The organism is Thalassospira sp. UBA4513, assembly GCF_002388495.1.
Classification (GTDB): domain Bacteria; phylum Pseudomonadota; class Alphaproteobacteria; order Rhodospirillales; family Thalassospiraceae; genus Thalassospira; species Thalassospira tepidiphila.
The window spans coordinates 125,171-142,635 of sequence record NZ_DGMR01000032.1; the positions used below are offsets into that span (position 1 = coordinate 125,171).

The window sequence follows — 17,465 nt, forward strand, 5'->3', positions numbered from 1 at the left end:
TGATCCATCGACAACCATGCCAGACAAGAGAAGTTATTGATATCACTGCATATGACATCGGGAACACAAGGTAAAATGAGTGCGCCACGTTAAGACCTTTGCCGGATGGCTGGCGCTGACTTTATCAGCCATCGTCCTGTTTGTCGGCGTATTTGCAGCAGTCACGATCTGGCGGCTGTCTCAGGAACCTGTGTCCCTGCATCGTCTGACCCCGTATCTGGTTGATCATCTCAACAAATCGATGGGCAATAATCGGCTGGCAATAGGCGACGTCGTTCTGCGCTGGCGCGGCTGGGACGAAAAATTTGATGTCGGTTTGCGCGACGTCAGCATCTTTGGCCCCGATGATCAGGAAATGCTTCACGTCCCCGAAGCCGATGTCGTGTTTTCCAGCAAGGCGCTTTTTGAAGGCGTGCTTGCCCTGCGCGAGCTTAATCTGATCGGCCCGCGCATTCGCCTTGAACGGCGGGCCGATGGCACGATTGATGTCGGCTATGTCGCCGAAGAAACCGCCGCAGATGGCACGAACCCTTCGGAAAACACGCGCAACGATGATGGTGCGGCAACAGGCCAAATTTACGACAAGGGGCGCGGGGCCTCAGTTACGATTGAACTCCCTGATGCACCGGACGTGAATGCCGATCAACTTCCGGCTGAACCTGAAAACGCCGCGGGTGACACCGAAACTGTTGAACGTTCCGGCAATACGGTCCTGCAGGATGTGTTTGCCATTCTTTCGGGCGAACGCACCGATATTCCAGCCGCGGCCTATTTCGAAAGTTTCGGGGTGGTGAATGCCGATCTTGAAGTGCGCGATGATAAAATCGGCATTATCTGGGCGGCACCGCAGGCTGATATTTTGTTGACACGCCGGGCCTTCGGGATCGGCGCGGAAGCCTCGATGCAGGTCAGTGCCGGGGATATATCCACCCAGGTACGTGTCACGGGCGATTACAGTATCGAAACCGATCAGGTCGATCTTGAAGCTGAAATTGGCGAGGTGCAGCTTGCTGATCTTGTCAGCATCTCGGACCTGTTTGAACAATTGCGCGATGCCTATGTCCCGGTTTCGGGAAAGCTGCGCGCAAGCTTTGACGCGAAGGGTGAATTGCTTACGGCGGCCACCGACCTGTCGGTTGGAAGTGGCGTGATCACCTTCCCCGACGAAATACGGGCGACCTATCGGGTTTCGGACGGACAGATTGTCACAAGCTATGTGCCCGGTCGCTTCAGCATTGATGATGTCGTGCTGAATGTTGGTGATGCATCCGCCAAACTTCAGGGGGTCGTGCTTGACCCGTTCGGGCAGTGGCAAGTCAATCTTGATGCGTCCGCCAAGAACGTCGCAACCAACGATCTGGATCGTCTCTGGCCCGAAGGGGTCGGTGTGGATGCGCGGACCTGGGTCGTCACCAACCTGTCCGAGGGGATTGTTCATCAGGCAACCTTGCACACCGAACTGCGCCTGGACGATGCGGGCGAGGTCATTGTTGATGATCTTGGTGGTCAGATGACCATGTCGGGTGTGACCGTGCATTATCTTGGTGAAATGCCGGAAGTGCATAATTCCGCCGGGCGTGCCGAATTTGATGAAACCAGTTTCAGCATCTTTGTAAATACCGGCGAGGCCGATGGCATTCAGGTAACCGATGCCAGCATCATTTTCACCAAACTTGATGAACCGACCCCCTATGCCGATATCGAAATCGTCGCACAGGGCAGTGCGCGCAAGGCACTGGAACTGATTGAGGCAAAACCACTTGGCTTTGCCACCCGGCTTGGCATCGACCCGGCCCAGATCAGTGGTGAACAGGCAACCCGTGTGCGCCTACATTTCCCGTTGCTTCGCGATGTGACGTTTGACGATGTCGATGTCGCGGCAGCCTCGCGGATTGAAAAGGCCGGGATCGTTGGTGCGTTCCGCGGCATGGATGTCACCGCGGGCAGCTTTGAATTGCAGGTTAACACCAAGGGGCTTGAACTTGGCGGCACGGCCACGATTGGCAACGGCAAAACCAACATCAACTGGGTCGAAACCTTTGCGCAAGAGGCTGAGGTCCGAAGCCGCTACAAACTATCGGGCGATCTTGATCTTGCCGTTTTGCCCGATATCGAACTTGATCCCGGCCCGTACCTGAACGGGATGGCGAAGGGGGAGCTGGATATCCGCGTCGGCTCTGATCAGGTCCGTGTGGTCGGTGACCTTGATTTGACCAATTCGGCGATTTCGGTTCCGATCGAAAAAGTGGGATATCGCAAGGAGCCCGGCGCAAATGCTGCGGCGAAGTTTGATGTTGCCGTAATGTTTGATGGCGGTGGGGTGCTTGACAGTTTCTCACTGATTGCACCAGCGCTTGAGGCAACAGGCCGTGGCAACTGGCGCGGTGACAACGCCATGGCCGACAAATGGTTTGTCGAGCTGCAAGACACCCGTTTTCGCGAAAATATTGATCTTGCTGGCACCATTCGCATGGAAGAAGGCAATCGATTGCTGGTCGATCTGCGGGGTGCGCAATTCGATTTGCGTCCGTTCCTTGAGGATGACGCATCCGGTGAAGCGCCTGCGGACGGCGAGCCGGATGAGCAGAGCTATCTTGTGACGCTGGAAGCTGGCGGTTTCCTGCTTAAGGGGGCTGAGCCATTGCTAAATGATGGCAAGATCACCTTGCGTCAGGAAACCGACAAGCGCGAGCTGGAAATCTCGGCGCGTCAATTGATCGCGACCCCATGGATCGTCGATGACGAACAAAGCAATGACGACGCAGGCAAAGCCGCGTCGGAAACGAATACCGGTGGCATTGGCGAGCGTGCCGAGCGAACCGGCGGCACCACCGAAGTGTTCCTGAATATCGAACAGATGGTTATGGCCAACGGTGAACTTCTGGCCGATCTGCGCGGATCGATCCATACGGTCGGGCAGGAATGGGACCGTCTTGTTCTGAACGGTGCATTTGGTGACCGGGCCAATGTGTTTGTGCAAGTCGTCCGCGAAGACTTCCAGACCCGCAAGGTCACAATGACCAGCGAGGATGCGGGGCGTTTCCTGCGTGCGGTTGATATGTATGAAAATCTTCTGGGCGGACGCCTGACGATTGAAGGCACGGTTGATGAACGCGACATTGCCCAACCCTTCACCGGTAAGGTCACGGTCAATGAATTCCGCGTGGTCAATGCGCCGATTGCGGCCCGCGTGCTCAGTGCGGCGTCGCTGACCGGGCTTGGCGATGTGTTGCAAGGCAATGGCATCGCCTTTAGCGAAATGAACGGCGACTTCACCTATGTCAATGATGTGCTGTCGCTGTCAAAGGTGGCGGCAAACGGCGCAGCCGTCGGGGTAACGGCAAATGGCTCGATTGATTTGGCCAAATCGGAAATCCGACTGGCCGGGTCGATCGTGCCGATTTACGCACTGAATTCCGCGCTGGGTGCCATTCCGATCCTGGGCGACATTCTGGTCGGCGAAGAGGGTGGTGGCATATTTGCCCCGACCTACACGGTGGAGGGCGATCTGAGCGACCCCAGCATTACGGTCAATCCGCTATCGACCTTTGTGCCTGGCGTGTTCCGCAACCTGATCACCGGTGCCGAGCCGGGCTAAGTCGGCAACCAGTTACGAAAAAAGCCCCGCACGATCACTCGGCGGTGCTTTTGTTTTTCTGCGGGTCTTCTTTGATCAGACCGGCTTGATCAGGACATGGCGTTTCTTGCCAGCAGATACCTTGATCACACCATCTGCATTAACCGCATCGGCGGTGATATTGGCGTTTTCGTCGCTGACTTTTTCGTCATTGATCTTGGCGCCGCCACCCTTGATCAGACGACGTGCGTCACCGCCCGATTTGGCAAGGTCGGCACGGCGGAAAAGATCAAAGGCCGGAATACCGGCATCAAGATCGGCCTTGGCAACTTCCACGGTCGGAAGATCGTCTGCCAGAACACCTTCTTCAAAGGTCTTGCGCGCAGTTTCAGCCGCCGCAAGGGCTGCTTCTTCACCACGGCACAGTTTGACGGCCTCGAATGCCAGAACTTTCTTGGCTTCGTTGATCTGCGATCCTTCAAGCTTGGCGTATTCTTCGATCTGATCGAGCGACATCTCGGTGAACAGACGCATGAACTTGATCACGTCGGCATCTTCGGTGTTCCGCCAGAACTGGTAGTAGTCATAAGACGACAGACGTTCTTCGTTCAGCCATATCGCCCCGGCCGCAGTCTTGCCCATCTTGGCACCCGATGCGGTGGTCATCAGCGGTGTGGTGAGGCCAAACAGCGATTTCTCATCAACGCGGCGACCAAGCTCAACACCATTGACGATGTTGCCCCACTGATCCGATCCGCCCATCTGAAGCGTGCAGCCATAGTTGCGGTTTAGTTCGACAAAGTCGTAGGCCTGCAGGATCATGTAGTTGAATTCAAGGAAGCTCAGCGACTGTTCACGTTCCAGACGCAGCTTGACCGAGTCAAATGCCAGCATCCGGTTGACCGAGAAGTGGCGACCGAAATCACGCAGGAATTCGATGTAGTTCAGCTTGTCCAGCCAGTCGGCATTGTTGACCATGACCGCATCGGTCGGGCCATCGCCAAAGGTCAGGAATTGCTGAAACACCTTTTTGATGCCAGCCATGTTGGCTTCGATGATTTCATCGGTCAGAACCGGACGTGCATCATCGCGGCCGGTCGGATCCCCAACGCGGGTGGTGCCGCCGCCCATCAGGACGATCGGTTTGTGGCCGGTTTTCTGCAGCCAGCGCAACATCATGATCGACACAAGCGATCCGACATGCAGGCTGTCTGCAGTACAATCATAACCCACATAGCACACCACCGTATTTTCCGATGCATAGGCATCAAGGCCTTCAAGATCAGTACATTGGTGGATGTAACCGCGGTCATTCATGACGCGGAGAAAATCAGACTTCAGTTCAGTCATGGTTTTTGCGCTATGTTGGTTGTGATAGAAAATTTGATCCGCCATTCGGTGCGGAGGCGATGATCTAGCACAGAAAACATCCGCTCGGCAACGCATCGGCGAACAGATCTGCCATACGGGTAACGAATTCGCGATAATTTCCTTTTAGGCTGCTCAAAACCAACAGCGATCGCGCACGGAGCACGACATGAGACACGGCTGGATAACAGCAATCGGCATGATGAGTGGCACGTCCCTTGACGGGGTGGACGCAGCCCTCATTGAAACCGATGGCATCGAAGTGCGCCGCACCGGGCAATCGGTTTTTGTGCCCTATGCGCCGGAATTGCGCGAACGTATGCGGGCCTGCTTTGGCAATCGCAGTGCGACCAACACCGAACATGTCGTTGCCGATGATCTGACACAGGTGCATGTTGATGCTGTTAACATGCTGATGGATAAATCCGGCATGTCGGCCGCCGATATTGGTGTGATCGGCTTTCATGGGCAGACCGTGTTTCATGAACCGGCATCGGGCCTGACGCGCCAGATCGGAACGCCCCATATGCTGGCGGAAAAAACTGGCATCCCGGTGGTGGCCGATTTCAGGTTGGCCGATGTCGCCGCCGGCGGGGAAGGCGCACCTTTGGCACCTGTCTATCACGCCGCGCTGATCAAAAGTGCCGGTGTTGAGCTGCCCGTGGCAGTTCTGAATATCGGCGGGGTTTCCAACGTTACCTATATCGACGGGGATGACGGCCTGTTGGCCTTTGATTGCGGGCCAGGCAATGCGCGCATTGATGACTGGATGTTGCGCCATACCGGTAATCCGGTTGATCTGAACGGCGCAACGGCGGCATCGGGCACAGGTGACCCGATGGTCGAGGTCAAATTCCTTGAAGACCCGTATTTTGACCGCATCCCGCCGAAATCACTGGACCGCGAAGATATGGCGGCACGGATTGACGGGCTGGTGGTTGAGGCCAAGCTTAATGTATCCGACGGGGCGGCAACGCTTGCCAATTGCACGGTGGCGGCCATCGTTGCCGGGGTAAACCATCTGCCAGCTGCGCCCAAAGGCTGGTTTGTCTGTGGTGGCGGGCGGCACAACGATTATATCATGGAAACACTCGCAACCCGCCTTGGGGTGCCGGTGCAGTCTGTTGACGTGCTTGATTGGGATGGTGATGCGGTGGAGGCCGAGTGTTTTGGCTTCCTGGCTGTGCGCCATTTACGTGACTTGCCGCTCAGCTTCCCGGGGACCACGGGCGTGGCAGAGCCCTGTTGTGGTGGCAAGCTTTACCCAACGAAAAAGGCCGCCTGATCAGGCGGCCTTTTATTTGTGTGGTCAGGCTGCGGGCGGTTTAGGCGCCGCGCTTGTCCAGATAGGCAATCGAGTGCTTGATCACTTCGTCTTGCTGTTTGGCAAAATAGTGATCCGCACCGTCAATCGCGCACATGTCAACTTCAATGCCTTTCTGGGCATTTAGCTTGTCGGCAAGCTTGTTGACCGAGGCGACCGGAATGTTGGTGTCCTGCGTGCCATGGATCAGAATGCCGGATGACGGGCAGGGGGCAAGGAAGGTGAAGTCATGTTCACTTGCCGGGGCTGCGACCGAAATAAATCCGTCAATTTCCGGACGGCGCATCAAAAGCTGCATGCCGATCCAGGAACCGAACGAATAACCGGCAACCCAGGTTGCACGTGCATTGGCGTTATAGGTCTGCATCCAGTCAAGCGCGGATGCCGCATCCGACAGTTCACCGATCCCCTGATCGAATACGCCCTGTGAGCGGCCGACGCCACGGAAGTTGAACCGCATGACGGAATAGCCGCGATCCTTGAACATGTTGAACATGTTAAAGCACAACTTGTTATTCATTGTGCCACCCTGTTGCGGGTTCGGATGGAGGATAAGTGCGATGGGCGAATCGTCAGCGCCGTTATGGTGGTAGCGACCTTCAAGGCGACCTTCGGGGCCGTTAAAAATGACCTCAGGCATGGATCAGACTGCTCCTGTCCACGAATGGAAAGATGTGTGTAACAAAAATATCCGAGTGTTTTTGTAAGTTTTTTCGTGTTTGCGCATAAATTGCTTTGGGCAAATACTTGACCAAGTTACTCGGTTATCCTATATTCCGGCTAACCCGATGGTGCCTGTCGAACCCGACAATTGCTAATGTGCAAGGACGGGGCTGGGCGTGGCTGCCGGGAATCGAAGGTACTAATTACACAGTGGACCGCCCCATGTTCAAGCTAATTCGTCAGGAAATTGACGCGATGATCGCCCGTGACCCTGCGGCGCGATCCCGTTGGGAAGTCGTGATCAGCTATCCGGCGTTTCATGCGATCATGGGCTATCGCGGGACACATTGGCTGTGGCAGCGCGGTTTCCGCCTGACGGCACGCTTCCTGTCGCAGATTTTGCGCTGGTTGACCGGGATAGAAATTCACCCGGGTGCGACGATTGGCAAGCGCTTCTTTATTGACCATGGCATGGGTGTCGTAATCGGCGAAACCGCCGAGATCGGCGATGATGTCACACTGTATCAAGGCGTTACCCTTGGCGGGACATCGCCAAGTGTGAATAGCGACGGCCAGCGCGGCCTGAAACGTCACCCGACCCTTGAGGACGGCGTGATTGTCGGGTCCGGCGCGCAAATCCTTGGACCATTTACCGTGCGCAGGAATGCACGTGTTGGCGGCAACGCCGTGGTTCTGGGTGAAGTGCCCGAGGGTGCAACCGTGGTCGGCATTCCGGCCAAGATCGTCCGCCGTGAACAGGATGATCGGTTCTGTGCCTATGGTACGCCGCTTGGCGATCTGCCTGATCCGGTTGCCCGTGCGCTTGAAGAACTTGGCCGTGAGGTCGAAACGCTGCGCAACAAGGTGGTCGCCCTTGAGGGTGAAAAGGCCTCATCTGACGCCGCACCGGAAAAGCCGCGTATCGTCGCATCATCGGAATAGAATACGCGCCACCGCGCAACATGAATGAAAAGCCCGCTCGGGGTTAACCCCAAAGCAAGGCAGGAGGACGCACCGTGAAGCTGAGTACCAAAGGCCGCTATGCCGTTATGGCGATGGTCGATCTCGCTGAAAGCAGCAAGGACCGACCGGTCGCGCTTGCAGATATTGCGGACCGCCAGGAAATTTCGCTTTCTTATCTTGAACAGCTGTTTGGCAAATTGCGCAAGGGCGGTCTGGTCCGTTCGGTGCGCGGCCCGGGTGGCGGATATTTGCTTGCACGCAATGCCACTGAAACCCGTGTTGCCGATGTCATTCTGGCGGTTGATGAACCAATCCGTGCAACCCGTTGCAAGTCCGGCTCTCCCAAGGGCTGCAAGACCAACAAGGGCCGTTGTCTGACCCATGAACTGTGGGAAGAACTCGGCAACCAGATTTATCTTTATCTGGCCTCTGTCAGTCTTGCCGATGTGGTGGATCGCAACGTGGCCGGGACGCTTCGGACTTTCCCGGGTAAAACGACCCAGATCGAAGAGCCGTCACAGGTTGCGGCACAGTAGTTGGTCCTCTATATCGAGGGCAGATGCGAATAAGGATGATTTTAAACTGATGACCGACCAGGTTTATCTCGACTACAACGCCAGCGCGCCGCTTTGTGAAGATGCAAAGCAGGCCATGATCGCTGCGATGGATGTTGCAGGTAATCCGTCTTCGGTTCATGCCAGTGGCCGTGCGGCCCGCAAGATCGTTGATCATGCAAGACGCACCATTGCCGATTTGCTGGGCGGTGATTCAGAACGGATCATCTTCACCAGCGGCGGTACTGAAGCCAACAATCTGGCGCTGAACGGGTTGGAAGATGTCACCGTATTTACCAGTGCGGTCGAACATCCTTCGGTCATCGAAGCAAGACCGGACGCTAAACGCATCCCGGTGGATGAAAATGGCGTGATTGACCTGAATGCCCTTGAAACGATGCTCAAAGACGCATCGGACGCCGGGCAAAAGGTTCTGGTTTCGGTCATGCTGGCCAATAACGAAACCGGCGTCATTCAGCCGGTTGCCAAGGTTGGTCTGCTGGCGCGTGAATATGGTGCCAAGGTCCATTGCGATGCTGTTCAGGCGCTGGGCCGGTTGCCGGTCGATATGGGGCGCTTGCTGGTCGATATGGTGTCGATCTCGGCCCACAAGATCGGCGGTCCAAAAGGAATTGGCGCACTGGCGATCGCGCCGGGCGTGATGCTGGTCCCCCAGATCCGGGGTGGTGGGCAGGAAAAATACCGCCGTGGTGGCACGGAAAACGTTGTCGGGATTGCGGGCTTTGATGCCGCAGCCAAACGTGCCGAGGCCAACATGGCAAGGATGGCGGACGTCGCGAAAATGCGCGATCGCCTGGAAACAGAATTGGCATCAGAGGCGCCTGAGCTTCTGATTGCCGGCAAGGGAACGGAGCGACTGGTGAATACGAGTTGCCTGATCCTGCCAGGAATGCCCGGGGAAACCCAGGTCATGGCAATGGATCTGGCAGGTGTTGCCATCAGTTCGGGATCAGCCTGTTCATCAGGCAAGGTACGTGAAAGTCACGTACTGAGGGAAATGGGTGTTACCGAGCCCGGATCGGCCATTCGGGTCAGTCTGGGACTGGAAAGCACCAACGAAGACATTGATACATTTATCCGCGTTTGGAGCCGGATGAGGGGTAATGCAGCGCGCAAGAAAGCGCGTCACGCTGCCTGAGAAAGAGTGAGTGAGGAAGCCTTTAAAATGAACGAGCTTAAAGCAAAGCCGATCTATCTGGACTATCAGGCGACGACGCCGACCGACCCGCGGGTTGTCGAGGCAATGCTGCCGTACTTCACCGAGAAATTCGGGAACCCGCATTCGCGCAACCACAGCTTTGGCTGGGAAGCCGAAGACGCGGTTGAAGTTGCACGCGGTCAGGTTGCCAAGATCATTGGTGCGTCGGCCAAGGAAATCATCTTTACCTCGGGTGCGACGGAGTCAAACAACCTCGCCCTCAAAGGGGTGATGAAGTTCTATGGCAAGAAAAAGCCGCACTTGATCACGGTTGTCACCGAGCATAAATGCGTGCTCGACAGTGCCCGCCACCTTGAGCAGGAAGGTTACAAAGTGACCTATCTTGGCGTTAAGGAAAACGGCCTGATCGACCTTGAAGAACTCAAGGCTGCCATCACCGATGAAACCGCACTCGTATCCGTCATGGGTGTGAACAACGAAATCGGTGTCATTCAGCCGCTCAAGGAAATCGGTGAAATCTGCCGCGAACGCAAAGTCTTCTTCCATACCGACTGTGCGCAGGCGGTTGGCAAGATCGACCTTGATGTTGATGACATGAAGATCGACCTGATGTCGATTTCCGGTCACAAGATCTATGGCCCGAAAGGCATCGGTGCGCTGTATGTTCGCCGTCGTCCGCGTGTTCGTGTGATCGCACAGATCACCGGTGGTGGTCAGGAACGCGGTATGCGTTCCGGTACGCTTCCGACCCCGCTGATCGTTGGTCTTGGCAAGGCGTGCGACATTCTTAGCAACGAAATGGCCGAAGAAAACGCACGTATCGAAAAGCTGCGTGACTACACGCTTCAGCGTTTCCGTGACCGTCTCGAAGACATCTATGTCAATGGTGACGAACACGTCCGTGTCAGCGGCAACCTGAACATTTCGTTTGCCTATGTCGAAGGTGAAAGCCTTCTGATGGACATCAAGAACATTGCCGTGTCGTCGGGCTCTGCCTGCACCTCGGCGTCGCTGGAACCGTCGTACGTTCTGCGTGCTCTTGGTGTTGACGAAGAATTGGCCCATACATCCCTTCGTATTGGCATTGGTCGCTACACCACCAAGGAAGAGCTTGATGAAGCCGTTGATGCCATCTGCACCGCAGTTGAGCGTCTGCGCGAAATGAGCCCGCTTTGGGAAATGGCGCAGGAAGGCATCGACATCAAGTCGATCGAATGGGCTGAACACTAAGCACGGCTGAAAACGAACGTTTGACGTAATCAATCTCGTGAGAGAGACACAAGACTTTTAGGAGGACTCCTATCATGGCTTATAGTGAAAAGCTGATCGACCATTACGAAAACCCGCGCAATGTCGGCTCCATGGACAAGAACGAAACCTCTGTCGGGACCGGCCTTGTCGGCGCACCGGCATGTGGTGACGTCATGAAGCTGCAGATCAAAGTGACCCCGGAAGGGATCATTGAAGATGCGAAGTTCAAGACCTTTGGCTGTGGTTCGGCGATTGCCTCAAGCTCGCTGATCACCGAATGGGTCAAGGGCAAGTCGCTTGACGAAGCGGGTTCGATCAAAAACTCGCAGATTGCCGAGGAACTTGCACTTCCGCCGGTCAAGATCCACTGCTCGATCCTGGCTGAAGATGCGATCAAAGCCGCAATCAGCGACTACAAAACCAAAAACGGCGCAGCGGAAGTGGACGCTGCTGAATAAGCAGCGCCCACTCCCCATCGTTTTCGGAATCTTGGGAGAATAAAATGGCTCTACCGTCACCAATTTCTGTCACACCGGTCGCTCTTGATCACATCAAGGCGCTGCTTGATAGCCGCGGGAAACCTTCGCACGGCATTCGGCTTGGTGTGCGCAGCAAAGGGTGCTCGGGCCTGTCCTACACGCTGGAATATGCCGATGGTGCCGACGGCTTCGAAGAAGTCGTCGAACTTGACGACGGCGTGAGAATCCTGATCGACCCCAAAGCCATCATGTTCGTGCTTGGCACAGAGATGGATTACGAGGTCAACACGATGGAGGAAGGCTTTGTTTTCCGGAACCCCAACGAGAAAGGTCGTTGTGGTTGCGGGGAATCCTTCCACGTTTGATCAGGCCGGGCTTTCCCTGCTTTCTGAATGGTTATGGCCCTGGCGAGATCGCCGGGGCCATCGCCTGAAAAGGGTGACGTGACCAAGTGATGGTCACGCATCGCCTTTTGAACTGATTTGTTTTTGTCTTTTAATCCTCGGAAGTGCATCGCGTGAGCAACACCGAACAACCTGCGCACAAGGTTTGCTGGTCCTGCAAGGGGCCGGTCGCCGCAAGCGCACTGTTTTGCGAAACCTGCAACGCCATTCAGGCCCCCGGCCAGCTGGATCATTTTACCCGCTTTGGTCTGGAGCGTTCCTTTGACGTTGATGTCGATGCGATGGAAGCGACCTACCTCAAGCAGCAACAAAAGCTCCATCCCGACCGGTTCGCGTCCAAGTCGGGCCGTGAACAGGCCCTGTCATCGCAACAGGCCGCCAGCCTGAATGAAGCTTTCGAGACGCTGAAAAATCCGGTCGCACGGGCACATTATATGCTGCGTCAGGCCGGGCACGAGCCAGAAGGCGGCGAAGGCCATACCGTCAATGATCCGGAACTTCTGATGGAAGCGATGGAAATGCGTGAAGCCCTTGACGATGCCAAGGATAAAATCACCATCGATGCCATCATCAAGGATACCCGTAAACAGGCGCGTGCCTGTGAAAATGATCTGGGTGCCGCCTTTGACAGCCAATCCTTTGACGCGGCCAAGAAACTGGCCACCCGTTTAAGATATCTGATGAAAATGACCGAGGAAGCGCGCGCGAAGAAATCGCGCCTTGCCGCTGCCTGATCATAGAAAAAACTGGACGTAAGAATGGCTCTGCTAAAAATCCACGAACCGGGCGAAACACCCCTCCCGCATGAGGACGAACGCCAGATCGCTGTCGGGATCGATCTTGGAACCACCAACTCGGTGGTTGCAATCTCGAACTCGGAAAAGCCTGAAGTTCTGCGCGATAAATCCGGTGGCAATGCGATTGTGCCCTCTGTCGTCTATTACGGCGATGACACGCCGGTTGTCGGCGAAGCCGCCCGTGATCAGATCAACTCAGACGCCAGCCGTGTGGTATCATCGGTGAAACGCCTGATGGGCCGTGGTCTGGAAGACGTCAAATCGGTTGCCGGCACGCTGCCGTATCACGTCGAAGTCCCGGAAAAATCCGAAACCGAAAACGGCGAACCGATGATGGTGCGCCTCAATGTCGGTAATCGGGTTTTAACCCCGGTCGAGGTTTCGGCAGATATCCTGCGCGCACTGCGAGCGCGCGCCGAAGAAAGCCTTGATAAGCCGGTCGAAAAGGCCGTGATCACGGTCCCGGCCTATTTCGATGACGGGGCGCGTACCGCGACCAAGGATGCCGCCAAACTGGCCGGTCTGGAAGTCCTGCGTCTGGTCAATGAACCGACCGCAGCCGCACTTGCCTATGGCCTCGATAATGGGGCAGAGGGGCTTTATGCCGTCTATGACCTTGGTGGCGGGACCTTTGATATCTCGCTTCTGAAAATGCAAAAGGGCGTCTTCCAGGTGAAGGCGACCGGTGGTGATGCTGCCCTTGGTGGCGATGATTTCGATCATGCCATTGCGGAACACCTTCTGGCGGAACGCAAGGATGGTGGGGCGGCCGATGATCTTGATGCGTCGGATGCCAAACGCCTGCTGAAGGCCGCCCGGACGGTCAAGGAAAGCCTGACCGATCAGGACAGTGTCGAAGTCAGCGTGGCACTCAATGGCACGGACACCAAACACACCGTAACGCGTGATCAGTTTGATGCGATGATCGCCAAGCTGGTTGCCCGCACGGCCGCCATCACCGAACAGGTGCTTGATGACGCCGACGTCTTGCCCGAAGACGTCAAGGGTGTCGTGCTGGTCGGTGGCTCTACCCGGGTGCCAGCCGTGCGCAAGGCGGTGGCCGATCTGTTTGAACAGGAACCGCTGTCAGATATCGACCCGGACGAGGTTGTCGCTCTTGGTGCGGCGCTTCAGGCAGAGGCTTTGACAGGTGGCTCGGACAACCTTCTTCTCGATGTCACGCCGCTGTCGCTTGGGCTTGAAACCATGGGCGGAATTGTTGAAAAGGTCATTGACCGTAATACGCCGATCCCGGTGACCAAGGCACAGGAATTTACCACCTATCAGGATGGCCAGTCGGCCATGATGATCCATGTGGTGCAGGGCGAACGTGAAATGGTCGACCAATGTCGCTCGCTCGCGCGCTTTGCCCTGACCGGTATTCCGTCGATGGCAGCTGGCGCTGCACGTATCCGCGTGCAGTTCAATGTCGATGCCGATGGCCTTCTGACCGTCTCGGCCCGCGAAGAAACCACCGGCACTGAACAGGAAGTCGCGGTCAAGCCGACCTATGGCATCAATGAGTCTGATATGGCGACCATGCTGCGCGATAGCATGGTGCACGCCCGCGAAGACATGGAAATGCGTGTCCTGACCGAGGCCCGCGTCGAAGCACGTCGCAACATCCTGGCGGTCAATGCCGCGATGAATGCCGACCGTGCGCTTCTGACCAAGGAAGACGAGGCCAACATCAAACAGGCCATTGCCAATCTTGAAACGGCCGCCGCAGGCGATAACCGCGATGCGATCAATGACGCCGCCGAGGCGCTTGAAAATGCATCGCGCCCGTTTGCCGAGGCACGAATGGATAGCCGGATCCGCCAGGCACTTGCCGGGCAAAATGTCGATGAAGTTCACTAGGAAGTGAATTAATCGACACCGGTGGAATTGACAAACCGGCGAACTGCGGCGATTGTCCCCGACAACCGCCAAGGTCAGGCCGGATAAGCGACCCGTGTCGCGGGGCGCATAAACAGAGATCGAACGAAAAGTATTACCGAGGAGAAAGGCACAAATGCCTAAGATCGTTTTTGTCGAGCCGGATGGCACCGAAAAGGAATTCGAAGTCGCCGACGGCCTGTCTGTTCTGGAAGCTGCCCACAAGAACGGCATTGACCTTGAAGGTGCTTGCGAAGGTTCGCTGGCATGTTCGACCTGCCACGTCATTCTTGAAGATGACTGGTTTGACAAGCTTGATGAACCGTCCGAAGACGAAGAAGACATGCTTGACCTTGCCTTTGGCCTGACCGAGACCTCGCGTCTTGGCTGCCAGATCATCATGAGCGACGAGCTCGACGGTCTGCGTGTCAAACTTCCGTCCGCGACCCGCAACATGATGGTCGACAAGTAAGTTTCACCTTCTGCTGACCGGGCGCATTGCCGCCCGGTGTCAAAGGAGACGGATATGCGTTGGACAGACATTCAGGACATCGCGATCGAGCTTGAGGAAGCCCATCCGGACAAGGATAACCTCAACCTTCGCTTTACCGACCTGCATAAATGGGTCACCGAGCTTGAAGGTTTTGAAGACGATCCTTCGAAGTCGAACGAGAAGATTCTTGAAGCCATCCAGATGGCCTGGATCGACGAGCGCGACGACTGATTTCGATGAGTGTGATGTGCGCCAAGCGGCCTGCACCCTGATCACGAAAATGCGGACCAGCCTGCAACATGCGGGCTGGTCCGTTTTTGTTTGAGCCACCATGAATAAACAGGGAAGGGACCAGCATGAGCAAACCCGCCACCTTCACCGACATCATTCCCGTCGACAGTCTGTTTGGCAAATTGCGCACCTGCGCACCCGAAGCCTGGCAAAGCTATGTCTGTCATGACTTCGTCAAACAGCTTGGTAACGGCACATTGCCCGAGGCCGCGTTTAAACATTACCTTATTCAGGATTACCTGTTCCTGATCCAGTTTGCGCGCGCCTATGCGCTGGCGGCCTATAAGGCCGAAGACCTGCATGCCATGCGCCAGTTTTCCGGCACCGTGCATGCCATCCTTGATATGGAAATGAGCCTGCATTTGGACTTCTGCAAAGGCTGGGGCCTGTCTGAGGCCGATATCGTCGCAGAGGCCGAGGCACGGGCGTGCATCACCTATACCCGCTATGTGCTTGATCGGGGTCATCAGGGCGATGTGGTGGACCTGCAGGTGGCCCTGATGCCCTGTATGGTGGGCTATGCCGAAATCGCAAACCGCCTGATGGCAAGTTCTGATACTGTGCTTGACGGCAATCCGTACCGGGCATGGATTGAAATGTATGCGTCCGACGAATTCCAGGGCGTGGCAAAGGCCGAGATCGAGTTGCTTGAACACACAGTTGCCACGCGCGGGGGTCATCGCCGCCTCGAAGGGCTGGTGGAAACCTTTACCATGGCAAGCCGCCTTGAAGCCGATTTTTGGCAGATGGGACTTGATCTGGCAAAATAGGCCAAGATCGCCTATATAAGCCCGAACGATATTTTGCGGGTGGCGGGTGCGCCGCCCGTTGCCTTTTTGGATTAACCTCTTGTCGCCGTGGCCTTGACCCACGGATGGGTGAGAAACATGAACTCTCTTGGCTTTGATAAAGCCCCGGAAGATACCCGCGTGGTTGTTGCCATGTCGGGCGGGGTTGATAGCTCTGCTGTTGCGGCCCTTCTGAAATCAGAAGGCTATGACGTGGTGGGCATCACGCTTCAGCTTTATGATATGGGGGCCAATGCCCCGACCCGTGCGAAATCCTGCTGTGCCGGGCGCGATATCTATGATGCGCGCAAAGTGGCCGAGGATATCGACATTCCCTATTACGTGCTCGATTACGAATCACGCTTCCGCGAAGAAGTGATCGATGATTTCGCCGACAGCTACATGCGCGGTGAAACCCCGATCCCGTGCGTGAAATGCAATCAGACCGTCAAGTTCCGCGATCTGCTTGAAACGTCTTATGACCTCGGTGCCGATTGCATGGCGACCGGCCATTACGTGCAGCGGAAACTGGGTGCTAATGGCCGGGCCGAACTGCACCGTGCCGCCGATCCCAACCGCGATCAAAGCTACTTCCTGTTCACCACGACCCAGGAACAGCTTGATTTCCTGCGCTTCCCGTTGGGGCATTTGATGAGCAAGGCGGAAACCCGTGCGCTTGCCGCCAAGTTCGGCCTTGAAGTTGCCGATAAGCCCGACAGTCAGGACATCTGCTTTGTCCCGGATGGCAAATATGCCCGTCTTGTCGAAAAGCTGCGTCCAGAGGCAGGCGAACCCGGCGAGATCGTTGATCTTGATGGCAATGTGCTGGGCGATCACCGCGGGCTGATCCATTACACGGTCGGGCAGCGGCGTGGTCTTAATATCGGGGGTACGGCAGAACCGCTTTATGTCGTCAAACTCTCGCCCGAAAAGCGTCAGGTCATTGTCGGGCCCAAGGCGGCTTTGGCGAAGAAACTGGTCTATGTCCGCGAGCTTAACTGGCTTGATGGCGATCAGATCGATGAAAACGGGGTCGAGGTCGAAGTCAAACTGCGCTCGGCCATGCAGCCGACCACGGCAACTGTCTACCCGGAAGCATCCGGCGAAGCCCGCATTGAACTGCACGATGCCCAGTTCGGCATCGCGCCGGGGCAGGCCGGCGTGTTCTATCAGGGCGAACGCGTGCTTGGCGGTGGCTGGATCACCCGCGAAGAGCTGATCGGCAACACGGCAAGTGCCGCCTGATCGGGATTGCCCGATTAACGAATAGGACGGGCGAGGGCGCATGTTCCTCGCCCGCCAGTTTCACCAGAAGTTTTACTAAGATGTTTTTTGACAAAATCGTCAAAAAGGCGCTTGACGGGGACGGCTCCCTGACTTAAAAACCGCCTCGTTCCAAGCGCACCGGAACACCACAAATTTCCTTGTGGCCGAGTAGCTCAGCTGGTTAGAGCA

16 protein-coding genes are annotated in these 17,465 nt (G+C 56.2%); 14 read left to right on the plus strand and 2 right to left on the minus strand.

The window, feature by feature from the left end; all coding sequences use genetic code 11:
- The first annotated feature begins 79 nt into the window (after window positions 1–79).
- Window positions 80–3,598, plus strand: coding sequence for an AsmA-like C-terminal domain-containing protein (locus B2T33_RS13345; RefSeq protein WP_197147239.1), 3,519 nt, complete (start codon window positions 80–82; stop codon window positions 3,596–3,598).
- 75 nt (window positions 3,599–3,673) lie between these two features.
- On the opposite strand, the gene tyrS is transcribed toward B2T33_RS13345, so the two are convergent.
- Window positions 3,674–4,927 carry a tyrosine--tRNA ligase gene (gene tyrS, locus B2T33_RS13350; RefSeq protein WP_286792294.1) on the minus strand — a complete coding sequence of 418 codons (1,254 nt, stop codon included), beginning with the start codon at window positions 4,925–4,927 and terminating at the stop codon, window positions 3,674–3,676.
- A gap of 187 nt (window positions 4,928–5,114) precedes the next feature.
- On the opposite strand from tyrS, the gene B2T33_RS13355 reads away from it, so the two are divergent.
- On the plus strand, window positions 5,115–6,230 hold the full coding sequence (locus B2T33_RS13355) for an anhydro-N-acetylmuramic acid kinase (protein ID WP_286792295.1): 1,116 nt from the start codon (window positions 5,115–5,117) through the stop codon (window positions 6,228–6,230).
- Window positions 6,231–6,270: 40 nt separating this feature from the next.
- Here the strand turns inward: B2T33_RS13355 and B2T33_RS13360 are convergent, their stop codons facing one another.
- Entirely contained in the window at window positions 6,271–6,909 is a 639-nt protein-coding gene (locus B2T33_RS13360) for an alpha/beta hydrolase (protein WP_008890643.1), read from the minus strand.
- A 245-nt stretch (window positions 6,910–7,154) separates the two neighbouring features.
- Here B2T33_RS13360 and cysE point away from each other — a divergent pair, with 245 nt between their 5' ends.
- The 12 genes from cysE (at window position 7,155) to mnmA (ending at window position 17,255) form a co-directional block, all read left to right on the plus strand.
- A complete protein-coding gene (gene cysE, locus B2T33_RS13365) occupies window positions 7,155–7,874 on the plus strand; it encodes a serine O-acetyltransferase (protein ID WP_286792296.1) in 720 nt (239 codons plus the stop codon).
- Between the two features lie 74 nt (window positions 7,875–7,948).
- Window positions 7,949–8,431 (plus strand): Rrf2 family transcriptional regulator, encoded by a 483-nt coding sequence (locus B2T33_RS13370; protein ID WP_008890645.1) that lies wholly within the window; start codon window positions 7,949–7,951, stop codon window positions 8,429–8,431.
- Between the two features lie 49 nt (window positions 8,432–8,480).
- Window positions 8,481–9,608 (plus strand): cysteine desulfurase family protein, encoded by a 1,128-nt coding sequence (locus tag B2T33_RS13375; RefSeq protein WP_286792298.1) that lies wholly within the window; start codon window positions 8,481–8,483, stop codon window positions 9,606–9,608.
- Window positions 9,609–9,635: 27 nt separating this feature from the next.
- Window positions 9,636–10,859 carry an IscS subfamily cysteine desulfurase gene (locus tag B2T33_RS13380; protein WP_063088290.1) on the plus strand — a complete coding sequence of 408 codons (1,224 nt, stop codon included), beginning with the start codon at window positions 9,636–9,638 and terminating at the stop codon, window positions 10,857–10,859.
- 74 nt (window positions 10,860–10,933) lie between these two features.
- The gene (iscU, locus tag B2T33_RS13385) at window positions 10,934–11,338 is read left to right on the plus strand and encodes a Fe-S cluster assembly scaffold IscU (RefSeq protein ID WP_008890648.1); all 405 of its coding nucleotides are present in this window, start codon (window positions 10,934–10,936) and stop codon (window positions 11,336–11,338) included.
- 44 nt (window positions 11,339–11,382) lie between these two features.
- Window positions 11,383–11,724, plus strand: coding sequence for a HesB/IscA family protein (locus tag B2T33_RS13390; protein WP_008890649.1), 342 nt, complete (start codon window positions 11,383–11,385; stop codon window positions 11,722–11,724).
- A 152-nt stretch (window positions 11,725–11,876) separates the two neighbouring features.
- On the plus strand, window positions 11,877–12,497 hold the full coding sequence (hscB, locus tag B2T33_RS13395; protein ID WP_008890650.1) for a Fe-S protein assembly co-chaperone HscB: 621 nt from the start codon (window positions 11,877–11,879) through the stop codon (window positions 12,495–12,497).
- 24 nt (window positions 12,498–12,521) lie between these two features.
- Window positions 12,522–14,420, plus strand: coding sequence for a Fe-S protein assembly chaperone HscA (gene hscA / locus B2T33_RS13400; RefSeq protein ID WP_286792299.1), 1,899 nt, complete (start codon window positions 12,522–12,524; stop codon window positions 14,418–14,420).
- 154 nt (window positions 14,421–14,574) lie between these two features.
- Window positions 14,575–14,910, plus strand: coding sequence for a ferredoxin family 2Fe-2S iron-sulfur cluster binding protein (locus B2T33_RS13405; protein WP_008890652.1), 336 nt, complete (start codon window positions 14,575–14,577; stop codon window positions 14,908–14,910).
- A 54-nt stretch (window positions 14,911–14,964) separates the two neighbouring features.
- On the plus strand, window positions 14,965–15,162 hold the full coding sequence (gene iscX / locus B2T33_RS13410) for a Fe-S cluster assembly protein IscX (protein ID WP_008890653.1): 198 nt from the start codon (window positions 14,965–14,967) through the stop codon (window positions 15,160–15,162).
- A 125-nt stretch (window positions 15,163–15,287) separates the two neighbouring features.
- Window positions 15,288–15,992, plus strand: coding sequence for a thiaminase II (gene tenA, locus B2T33_RS13415; RefSeq protein ID WP_286792300.1), 705 nt, complete (start codon window positions 15,288–15,290; stop codon window positions 15,990–15,992).
- A 117-nt stretch (window positions 15,993–16,109) separates the two neighbouring features.
- Entirely contained in the window at window positions 16,110–17,255 is a 1,146-nt protein-coding gene (mnmA, locus tag B2T33_RS13420) for a tRNA 2-thiouridine(34) synthase MnmA (RefSeq protein ID WP_008890655.1), read from the plus strand.
- Window positions 17,256–17,465 lie beyond the last annotated feature (210 nt).

Coding starts and splice junctions, on each gene's coding strand:
- B2T33_RS13405 (WP_008890652.1), top strand. CDS start 14,575: ATGCCTAAGATCGTTTTTGTCGAGCCGGATGGCACCGAAAAGGAATTC.
- B2T33_RS13375 (WP_286792298.1), top strand. CDS start 8,481: ATGACCGACCAGGTTTATCTCGACTACAACGCCAGCGCGCCGCTTTGT.
- cysE (WP_286792296.1), top strand. CDS start 7,155: ATGTTCAAGCTAATTCGTCAGGAAATTGACGCGATGATCGCCCGTGAC.
- B2T33_RS13380 (WP_063088290.1), top strand. CDS start 9,636: ATGAACGAGCTTAAAGCAAAGCCGATCTATCTGGACTATCAGGCGACG.
- B2T33_RS13360 (WP_008890643.1), bottom strand. CDS start 6,909: ATGCCTGAGGTCATTTTTAACGGCCCCGAAGGTCGCCTTGAAGGTCGC.
- iscU (WP_008890648.1), top strand. CDS start 10,934: ATGGCTTATAGTGAAAAGCTGATCGACCATTACGAAAACCCGCGCAAT.
- tenA (WP_286792300.1), top strand. CDS start 15,288: ATGAGCAAACCCGCCACCTTCACCGACATCATTCCCGTCGACAGTCTG.
- B2T33_RS13390 (WP_008890649.1), top strand. CDS start 11,383: ATGGCTCTACCGTCACCAATTTCTGTCACACCGGTCGCTCTTGATCAC.
- tyrS (WP_286792294.1), bottom strand. CDS start 4,927: ATGACTGAACTGAAGTCTGATTTTCTCCGCGTCATGAATGACCGCGGT.
- hscA (WP_286792299.1), top strand. CDS start 12,522: ATGGCTCTGCTAAAAATCCACGAACCGGGCGAAACACCCCTCCCGCAT.
- mnmA (WP_008890655.1), top strand. CDS start 16,110: ATGAACTCTCTTGGCTTTGATAAAGCCCCGGAAGATACCCGCGTGGTT.
- iscX (WP_008890653.1), top strand. CDS start 14,965: ATGCGTTGGACAGACATTCAGGACATCGCGATCGAGCTTGAGGAAGCC.
- B2T33_RS13355 (WP_286792295.1), top strand. CDS start 5,115: ATGAGACACGGCTGGATAACAGCAATCGGCATGATGAGTGGCACGTCC.